This is a genomic window from Calditrichota bacterium, assembly GCA_013151735.1.
GTDB lineage: Bacteria > Zhuqueibacterota > JdFR-76 > JdFR-76 > BMS3Abin05 > BMS3Abin05.
Map to the genome: position 1 here is coordinate 24125 of JAADHR010000108.1, position 9447 is coordinate 33571.

The following is a 9447-nucleotide window of genomic DNA, read 5'->3' on the forward strand; positions in this document are numbered from 1 at the left end:
GTGGGGCGCGGCTATGCTTTGAGCCGATCGGAAGAATTGCAGGTTATTAAGCAGGTCGCACAGTTGGAGGGAATATTTTTGGATCCCACCTACACGGGCAAGGCCATGTTGGGTTTGATGGACCAAATTAAGAAGGGCCGGTTCAAAAGGGGGCAGTCTGTCTTGTTTATTCATACCGGCGGGATTTTCGGATTATTTCCCAAGCGAAAGATATTTTTTGGCGGCCCGGACGCCCCGGAATTTCCGGATGTGGCTGTTTAATGGAAAAAACAGAGTCGAAACACGTTGAGTCAGAAAAACATCCTATTGGATCCGCGGGAACTGCTTCCTATTTATAAAACACTGTTTCAGACTATTGGGCCCAGACATTGGTGGCCGGGGGAAACACCGCTTGAAATCATGATAGGTGCCATTCTCACACAGAACACAAGTTGGAAAAATGTTGACAAAGCAATTACAACTTTGAAAGAAAAATATGGACTTTCTCTGGAAAAATTGCAGCGCATTTCCGAAACTGAACTGGCCCAGGCCATTCGTTCGTCCGGGTATTATAATCAAAAAGCTAAGAAAATAAAGATTTTTGTCCGATATATTTATGAGCGCTACGCGGGTTCTTTGGAAAAAATGGCCGAGCAGCCTCTTGAAAAACTGCGGGAGGAGCTCTTAACCCTCTACGGCATTGGCCCGGAAACGGCTGACTCCATTTTGCTTTATGCGCTGCAAAAGCCAACATTTGTGGTGGATGCGTACACGCGGCGTATTTTCCTTCGGCACGGCTGGATGACGGAAAAGGCCACGTATGAGGAAATTCGTCAGTTTTTTATGACACATTTGCCCCGGGATGTTCAACTTTACAACGAATTCCATGCGCTGTTGGTTTATGTTGGACATCACTTTTGCCGACGAACCCCCCTGTGCGATGCGTGTCCCCTGAACGACTATTTTTCGAAAGAGGATCGGCCATCATTTTAAAAATGGGATTTGGAAATTATTCTGTTAAGCGTGTACAAAAGTCCAGAACGAATCTGACGGAATAATTGTTTTTGAGAGAACTGAGAGGTATTTATGATTTTATTTTTGGTTACAATTACATTAACGGCTCTGTTTTTTTTGATCTTAATCGGCGTGAGCGTCTATTGGAAAAATCCTGCCGCGGCCGTTGTCAATTTTTTTGGGCTGCTTCTGATAATGGCTTCGGCCTATCTGGAAATTCGGGGGATCCAGACACGCGTCACGCTTTTGGCCGCCATGACGTCAATCGGAATGATCCTTCTTGCCAATTTCATTCTGGCGGTTATTATGATTCGTCGCAGCGGTAAAACCGATTGGACATGGCAGAAAAATTGGAACGAGATTTCCAATAAAGTGGATTACAAGATGATCTTTGAGGAAAAGGTTTTCAAAGATGAACTGGATCTGAATGAAAATGAAGGCATGACGGAAAAACTCCAGGCGCTGCAAATGTGGAAATTGGGCAATGATGCCTATTGGGCCCGCACCTTTGACGATGCGCTGGAAAAATACGATTTTTCGTTAAAATGGGAACCCACAAGCATTGCGTGGATCAATAAAAGCGGCATTCTCATTGAAACCGAACGTTACCAGGAAGCCATTGATGCCTGCGATGAAGCCATCAAAAAAAATCAGGAACGCATTGAGGCCTGGATTAATCGGGGGATCGCGTACGACCGTTTGCGCCAATCCGACAAAGCCATCAAGAGCTTTGATGAAGCGCTGCTCATCGACCAGAGGAATGTGGAAGCCTGGACGCATCGTGGAAATTCCTATCGCAAATTGGGCAAATTTGAAGAGGCCATGGAGAGCTATGACAAAGCGCTCGCCGTTAGTGATGATTTTCTGCAGGCCTGGTACCAGAAGGGTGTGACCCTCAGCAAAATGAATCGGATTGAAGAAGCGCTGGTCTGTTTTTCTCAGGCCGCCAAAATTGACCGGTCCTATTTTATGGCATTTTACAATCTGGGGAATTCGTACAATAAACTGGATCGCAATGAAGAAGCGGTAGCGGCGTACATGAAAGCCCTGAAGTTGGCGCCGGATTTTAACGAGTCCTGGAACAATCTGGGAATCGCTTTGAGTAAGTTGGGGCAACTCAAGGAAGCCATTCGGAGCTATCAAAAGGCCATTGAGATTCGGCCGGATTATTACGAAGCGTGGATTAATCAAGCCCTGGCCTACGAGAGCATCAAGAATTATTCCCGGGCCCTGGAGAGTTACGAAAAATTTCTGGAACTGGCACCGGAGGACTTTCAAAAGCACATCGCCATTGCTGAACGGAGAGCCGAGGAATTACGCAAGAAATATAATCTTGGCAAACCCTCCGGATTCCGTTTTGGTTTTTCCTTTTCGCGAAAAAAGAAAAAAGCGGCTGAGATTCCAAAAGAAGAGGTTGTTTTGGAAGACGACAACTCCGAGGCTGTGCTGCCGTAATCGTAAAAACACGTTGATTCGGTTAAACAAGGGGATGGCCATTCTCCGGGTGCGCCTGTAGCCCGTTTCAATTTTCTCATTGGGAGGAATCAGTGAACGCACTTTTCTTTGATGGGCAGAACCTTTCCTTCACGTCCATGTCCAGACCTGCACCGGAAACCAACGAAGCCCTCATTCGCGTCCGTTATGCAGGTATTTGCACGACCGATCTTGAAATACTGAACGGATACATGTCCTTTCGCGGGATTCCCGGTCATGAGTTTGTGGGCGTGGTGGAAGAGTCCCCTGACCCGGAGTGGATCGGCAAGCGGGTGGTGGGCGAAATCAACATCGGCTGCGGAACGTGTCCCGCCTGTCTTGCCGGACTCGAACGCCACTGTCCCAATCGGCGGGTGCTTGGAATTCTGAACAAGAATGGTGCCTTTGCGGAATATCTTACGCTGCCGCTCAAAAATCTTCGGGAAGTGCCCTCCTCCGTTTCTGACAAGGAAGCTGTTTTTACTGAACCCCTTGCGGCCTCGCTGGAAATTTTGGAACAAATTAAAATTGAACCCAATTGGTCCGTTGTTCTTATTGGAGATGGAAAATTAGCGCAGTTAATCGCCCGGGTTTTGGTAAATGTGGGGGTTCACTTGCGGGTCGTAGGAAAACATCCCGAAAAACTCCGTCGGTTTTCCGAGCTGGGTATTCAAACCACCCTTTTGCAAAAAGCGGATTCCCTTCCGAAGCACGATCTGGTCATCGAAAGCTCGGGGTCCACCTCCGGCTGGGAGTTGGCTGTGTCTTTGGTGCGTCCAAGAGGAACAATTATTCTGAAAAGCACGTATCATAAAATGTTGAAAATAAATCCTTCCGGTTTGGTGATCGATGAAATTACAGTGGTTGGTTCCCGATGCGGGCCGTTTCCACCGGCGCTTCGCTTGTTGCAGAATCGAAAGATCAGAATAGATGATTTAATTTCAGCGGAATTTCCGCTGGAAAAGTGGCGCGAAGCCTTAAACATGGCTCAACAGCCGGATGCTTTGAAAGTTCTTTTCAGGGTGTCGTAAATGGGGAAGCTGTACCTCAAACGTCTCATTTATTTGACGGGCTTTACGGGCAGCGGCAAGAGTACCCTTGGGCCTCTTCTCTCGGATGCCTTCTCATGGAGATTTGTGGATCTGGATACGGAAATTGAAGCGCAACTCCGAAAGCCTGTTCCCGTCATTTTTCGGGAAAACGGGGAATCTCTTTTCCGGTCAGCCGAAACGGACATTCTTCAGCGGCTCAGTGAGGGAACCGAAATGGTGGTTGCTCTGGGGGCAGGGACAATTGTGAATCCCCTCAATCTTCAGCGCGTAAAAGAGTCCGGCGTTTTGATTTATTTGATGGCCACTCCGGAAGATATTCTTGGGCGGATTGCACGTACAGAAAAACGGCTTCTTTTTCTCTCAGGCAACTCCGATCAGCCCTTGACCGATCAGGCGCTTTTGGAAAGAATCCGATGGCTCATGGCGCTTCGAAATCCCTACTATTTGCAATCGGATATTCACATTTCGACGTCCGGAAAAACGATTGAGGCTGTTCTAAATGAAATTATTCTTGATCTTAAGCTGAAATAATTCCTTGACAAATTGAAATTTTCCTCCTAAATTTTACACAATTTACAAACTTGTAATTCCGCATCTAAAACAGCCCTGACCGTTAGAAAGGAAAATCTATGAAAGGATTATACAAATGGGCTCTGATTTTGGTTGGGTTTATGTCCTCCGTTTCCTTTTCCCATGCACAGCTTGTTACCCAGGCAACCGTTCAGCGTCCCTACGATCCCGTCATCATAAAGGCATCCCACTTTCCGGAGTTTGTGGGACAGCCGATTTCTTCTCTGCATATCTGGGTGTACCACGATTCCACCGGAGCGTGGGGCCCCATTCCTTTTCAAATTGATCCGGTGAGTACCAACGGATCGTATTTTGGATACAAAAGCGGTTTGCTTTCCCAAAGGGATGAAGTGCTCTTCATGGCAAAAGATCTGGGAGACCGTGTCCCCGACGGGTATTGGCCGGCAGATGATTCATCCAAAGTGTTTCCCCGATACGAGATTTTTGTCCGGGATACTCTGCACCCCTCCCAATCGGGATGGGCCTATTTTTTTGAATCGGCCTCTTTGGATTCGGTGAGCCCCGTGGACTACGTGGATTACGATTCTGTAAACGATAAAATCCTGTCCGGAAATTACCAGATAGGATTCGGCGAAGATAACGGACTCCCCAATACAATCGTTATTCCTCAGGCAACCCTCCATCCGGATACGAGTTTTTTTGAGCGATTTAAATTTCGCTTTAAAGTTTACGCCAAGAAGAAATTTTTGTGGACCTGGGTAACCAAAACGATTGTACTGTCAGAAATGGACTTACAACGCGTTCCCAACGATAAGTTTGTAGATGGGCCCGTTCGCGTGATTTACCCCCTTTCAGTGAAAATCTACATCAAAACGGGTTTCTCGGGGGTTCCCCCGCTGGAAGAAGGACCCTACGCCCTTCCCATGACATTCTACAAAAATTCACTGCAACTGGATGCAAAAGATCTGAATATTTCACTGACGGACTTGCCCTATGGAATTGATGCGAAATTGAAACTCATTCGTTTTTCGCTGGATTTTAATCAATATGCCACCGGAATGGACTATTACAGCAAATACAATTCGGCCGTGCTGATCGACGGTCAGCCGGATGCATTCAATTACACACTGGATCCGGGGCAGTTGAATTACTTTATGGTCCGGGGGGACCAGGGAACACTGGTAACAGTTGAATTGGTGCCCCGGATTGGTCAGTCGCAAAAGCCGTATTACTGGGACAAAAATAATCCCCTGAATACTACTGGGGACGGGACATCCGATACCGGGGACAAACGCTCCTATGGCGATTCCGGATTTTTGATCACCGGCGAAAATATTACGGGGAAAATGAATTTTGTGAACTACACCTATTTTTTCCCGCCCAATCAGCCGATTGATCTTGGCGATTCGCTGGTGGCGAATATGAAAGATCCGCTCGCCGTGCAGATTGTTCCGCAGACATTTGATACGATTCCACCTGCGCCTGTGACCAATCTGTTGGTCATGAGTGTGCGCGATTCTTCCGTGGTGTTGTCCTGGGCAGCCCCCGGAGACGATTCAACGGCCGGAACGGCGATGGCATACGATTTGAGGTACTCTACTTTTGCGCCGTCACTGGTCAGTAATCCCATGATTGTTTACAAATACGCATCCACACGGGTTTTGACGACACCCAATCCGGCTCCGGGCGGAACCATCGAAAGCTGTGAGGTCAGAGGATTAAATCCCCTGAAAACCTACTATTTTATGTTGACCACCCTGGATGACGCCGGGAATCGATCGGCACTTTCAAATATCGCACAGGCAACCCTTCTGGACGTGGAGCTTCTGGATTTTTCGGTTCAAGTTAATGAAGCCGGTGCGGTTTTGCAGTGGAAGACGGCTTCCGAACGCAATAACTACGGCTTTGAGGTTCAAAGAAAACGGTCTGGTTCCCATTTTGAAAAAATCGGGTTTGTTCCCGGAAACGGAACAACAGCAGATCCCCATGTGTACAATTTCACCGATTCCACTGTTACACAGGGAGAGGTAACCTACCGTTTGAAGCAGATTGATTTTGATGGGAAATTTACCCTGTTAAAATCCGTCACCGTTACGGTCAACCTGCCAAAGCAGTTTGAGCTGGCACAGAATTATCCCAATCCATTTAATCCGGACACAAAAATTCGCTTTTCGCTTCCGGAGCGGTCGTTTGTAACACTTACCATTTACAATAATCTGGGGCAGGTTGTCAGAAAACTGGTCTCTGAAAATCGACCCGCTGGAGCGTACGTGGCTGTTTGGAATGGCCGGGATGACATGGGGCAGCCGGTTTCTTCCGGAGTTTATTTTTACGAAATAAAGGCTGGAAAATTTCACAAAATCCGAAAAATGCTGCTCATGCGGTAGAGGGTTTTTGGGCTTTTTCACTACGGAAGTTTTTTGTTAAGAGTGCCTTAGACCATCACCACAATAAATTGTGGTGATGGTACAAAGGAAGGGGGGCTAAAGCGTCTTGAACAATCACCACAATTCATTGTGGTGAGAGATGGTACAGAAGGGTCTCACCACCATTCATTGTGGTGCCGGAGTGTGGTGATGACTTTCGGCAGAAAACGGGTTAGGAGATAGTTTTATGAAAGCTTTATTTTTTAGAAAAGGATTACTGATTTTAGTCGGATTGTGGTTTGTGTGGGTGTGTCCCCTGCACGCGCAAACCCCTTCCGATTTAAGATTAATTCAACCCGTGGTTTTGACGGGTGCGCAGGTTCCCGAATTGGCCGGAGCGCCGGTCGGGGAAATCTCGTTGTGGGCCTTTGATGCCGCCACAGGAAGCTGGAAAGCCCTCCCGTTTCAGATTGACGAACGCGGCCCCTCCGGTTCCTATTTCAGTACGGATAACGGTGTTCTGGACGCAAATGACGAGCTCGTTTTCATGGTGAGCGATTTCGGCGATGCTGCGTCGGACACGAACTGGATTCCGGACACCGCCAGCCGAAATTATCCGCGATATGAAATTGTGGTGACCGATCCGCAGAACCCGGAGTCTCATGTGTACGGCTATTTGTATCGGGTTATTCCGCCGGCCGTTCCGCCGCCTGTTCCTCCTCTTGTATCGATTGATCCCAAAACCCAGGAGATTTATTCTGATCATTACAGAATTGGTTTTGGACAAAACGGTTTGCCGAATAAAATTGTCGTTCCCGTTTCCGCCGGGGGAAACGGCCGGGATTTTCTGGACCGACTCAAAATCCACATTGTGGCTGAGGTAAAGGGATTCAGTGGCCCTACCCAAATTCAAATCACTGAAAATAGTATTCACAAACAGGGAATCAAATTCAAAGTGGGCCCGGTGCGGATTATCCGAAGCATTATTTTTAAAATTGTGGTCGATCTGGGAGCCCTCGGACAAATTGAATCTCCCGACACTTATTATTTCCCCATTTTTTTCTACCCGTACTCCATGGCGGTTCAGGCCGACAGCATCGATCTGAGTTTGACGAATCAATTAAGTATCAAAATATTGTCTGTGCGCTATTCGCTGGATTTAAATCCGAATGCCTCGGGAATGAAATTCTACAACCCAAATAATTCGGGGATTTTAATTGATGGCCAGCCCGATCCGGTTAATAAAAACATTCAGCCGGGTTTGAATTATCAGATGGTAACCGGAACTCCGGGAACACTGGTTTCTTTGATAGAGGTACCGGACATTGGAAGCCAACAACAACTTTATTATTGTGAAAGCACGACCGGCAGCACCTGTGATGGTACATGGGACACCGGTGACAGCCTTTCCTACGGAGATGCCGGTTTTCGCGTGACGGGAACCAACATTCAGGGTGTGCTCAGATTCTGGAGCACCCTCTATATGCTTCCGGGAAATCAACCGGCAGACACCGGCGCAAAATTGTTAGACGATACTCAAAATCCCTTTACCCTTTCGCTTTCTCTTCAAAATTCACGGGTCTCTGTTACGGAAAATGGAACTTGGTCAACAGCACCTGTCACATTTCAGGTTCATGCCGCTTATCCCAACCCATTTCGAGCGAACGTGCCCGGGGCACAAACCTATTTCAGCTACGTTTTGCCCCGGCAAGCGGCTGTTTCGATTACCGTTTTCGATATTACCGGTAGAATCGTTCGCAAAATGAACCTCCCGCTGCAATTGCCGGGTTCGCATGCCGTGTCCTGGAATGGTACGGACGCCTCCGGGGCACTTTTGCCTGCAGGGATTTATTTCTACCGGATTCAGGCCGGTCGCTCTTATGCCACAAAAAAACTGCTTTTAATTCGATAAAATGCCGGCATACGTAAAAGGAGTTATGAGTTTATGAAGGGCTATTCAAGACTGGGCGCGGTTATCGCCGTATTATTTTTTTCCGTTTTCGGATCGTGTAAAGTCGATCAGGGGCTTAGTCCTGATCTGGGAGTGATTAAGGGCCGGATTTTCTTCAGTCACCGTACTTCTGAAATCCTTCAAAAAACGGATGAAATTCGCGTAGCCGTGGCCAAATCCTTTCCCCCGACGGAATTTACGGAACTCATCACCAGCCCGCCGCTGAACAAATGGGCCGGCGATACCCTGGAGTACGAGCTTTACGTTCCGTTTGGTACGTACAACATTTTGGGGGTTGTCTGGAAGGGAAAGGGGAAACCCTGGAACCTGTCGGATGTAATGGGCTATTATCACGACATCAACAGCTTTTTGCCCTCGCCCATCTCTGTGACGCGTGAGAAAATGGAAATTGATTCCATTAACGTGTACGCGGATTTCGATTACGTGATTCGCGAGGCCACTATTTGCGGGACCATTACCTACAGCGGAACCTGGCCGAAGGATACGGAAATCATGGGAATCGGGGCCTTTAAAATTCCCCCCGATCCCACGAATGTTTTCAGCTTGCTGAATGTGTCTTCTGCAAAAATAGGCATTCCTATTTTTGTATCGACCTATCGGTACTGTTTGCCGGTGAGTGCCGGAACGTACAAATATGTGGGGCTTTTTTGGAAGGCCAAAGGCACACCATTTACCGATATTCGCTATCTGGGATTTTACGCCGATCCCGACTCGGCATCGAAGCCGGGGGAGGTTTCCGTCGTCAAAGGGGAAACTCGCACGGGCGTTGATATTCATGTGGATTTTTCAACCTTTCGACCATAGGAAATATGCGGATGAATGTGCAACTGATGAAGACCATTATAAAGGGTATTTTGGGGGGTGGCGTGTTGGTCCTGGCGCTGTTGGGCCCTCCAAACAGTCAGGCTCAGACAACCGGAAAAATCTCCGGAACGATTCGTTCGGCAAAAGATCACACACCCCTGCCGGGCGCCGACGTGATCATTGAAAGGACTGTTCTGGGAGCCAGCGCTTCCCGGACGGGAAGATTTCTCATCGAAAAGGTTCCGGCCGGAGTCTA

Annotated in this window: 8 protein-coding genes and 1 pseudogene (1 of these 9 running past the window's edge); all 9 read left to right on the forward strand. The window is 47.9% G+C overall.

Annotation, left to right across the window (positions count from 1 at the left end; all coding sequences use genetic code 11):
• Positions 1-261, forward strand: a pseudogene (locus GXO76_07480) (D-cysteine desulfhydrase family protein); it begins 767 nt to the left of the window's first position.
• Between the two features lie 138 nt (positions 262-399).
• Positions 400-972 carry an endonuclease III domain-containing protein gene (locus GXO76_07485; protein ID NOY77693.1) on the forward strand — a complete coding sequence of 191 codons (573 nt, stop codon included), beginning with the start codon at positions 400-402 and terminating at the stop codon, positions 970-972.
• A 93-nt stretch (positions 973-1065) separates the two neighbouring features.
• Positions 1066-2448, forward strand: coding sequence for a tetratricopeptide repeat protein (locus tag GXO76_07490; protein NOY77694.1), 1383 nt, complete (start codon positions 1066-1068; stop codon positions 2446-2448).
• Between the two features lie 92 nt (positions 2449-2540).
• Positions 2541-3497 (forward strand): alcohol dehydrogenase catalytic domain-containing protein, encoded by a 957-nt coding sequence (locus GXO76_07495; protein NOY77695.1) that lies wholly within the window; start codon positions 2541-2543, stop codon positions 3495-3497.
• A complete protein-coding gene (locus GXO76_07500; GenBank protein NOY77696.1) occupies positions 3498-4049 on the forward strand; it encodes a shikimate kinase in 552 nt (183 codons plus the stop codon).
• Between the two features lie 98 nt (positions 4050-4147).
• Positions 4148-6436, forward strand: coding sequence for a T9SS type A sorting domain-containing protein (locus GXO76_07505; GenBank protein NOY77697.1), 2289 nt, complete (start codon positions 4148-4150; stop codon positions 6434-6436).
• 226 nt (positions 6437-6662) lie between these two features.
• Entirely contained in the window at positions 6663-8327 is a 1665-nt protein-coding gene (locus GXO76_07510; protein ID NOY77698.1) for a T9SS type A sorting domain-containing protein, read from the forward strand.
• A 33-nt stretch (positions 8328-8360) separates the two neighbouring features.
• Entirely contained in the window at positions 8361-9191 is an 831-nt protein-coding gene (locus GXO76_07515) for a hypothetical protein (GenBank protein NOY77699.1), read from the forward strand.
• Positions 9192-9217: 26 nt separating this feature from the next.
• The coding region (locus GXO76_07520; protein NOY77700.1) for a carboxypeptidase-like regulatory domain-containing protein at positions 9218-9447 on the forward strand (230 nt) is incomplete at its 3' end.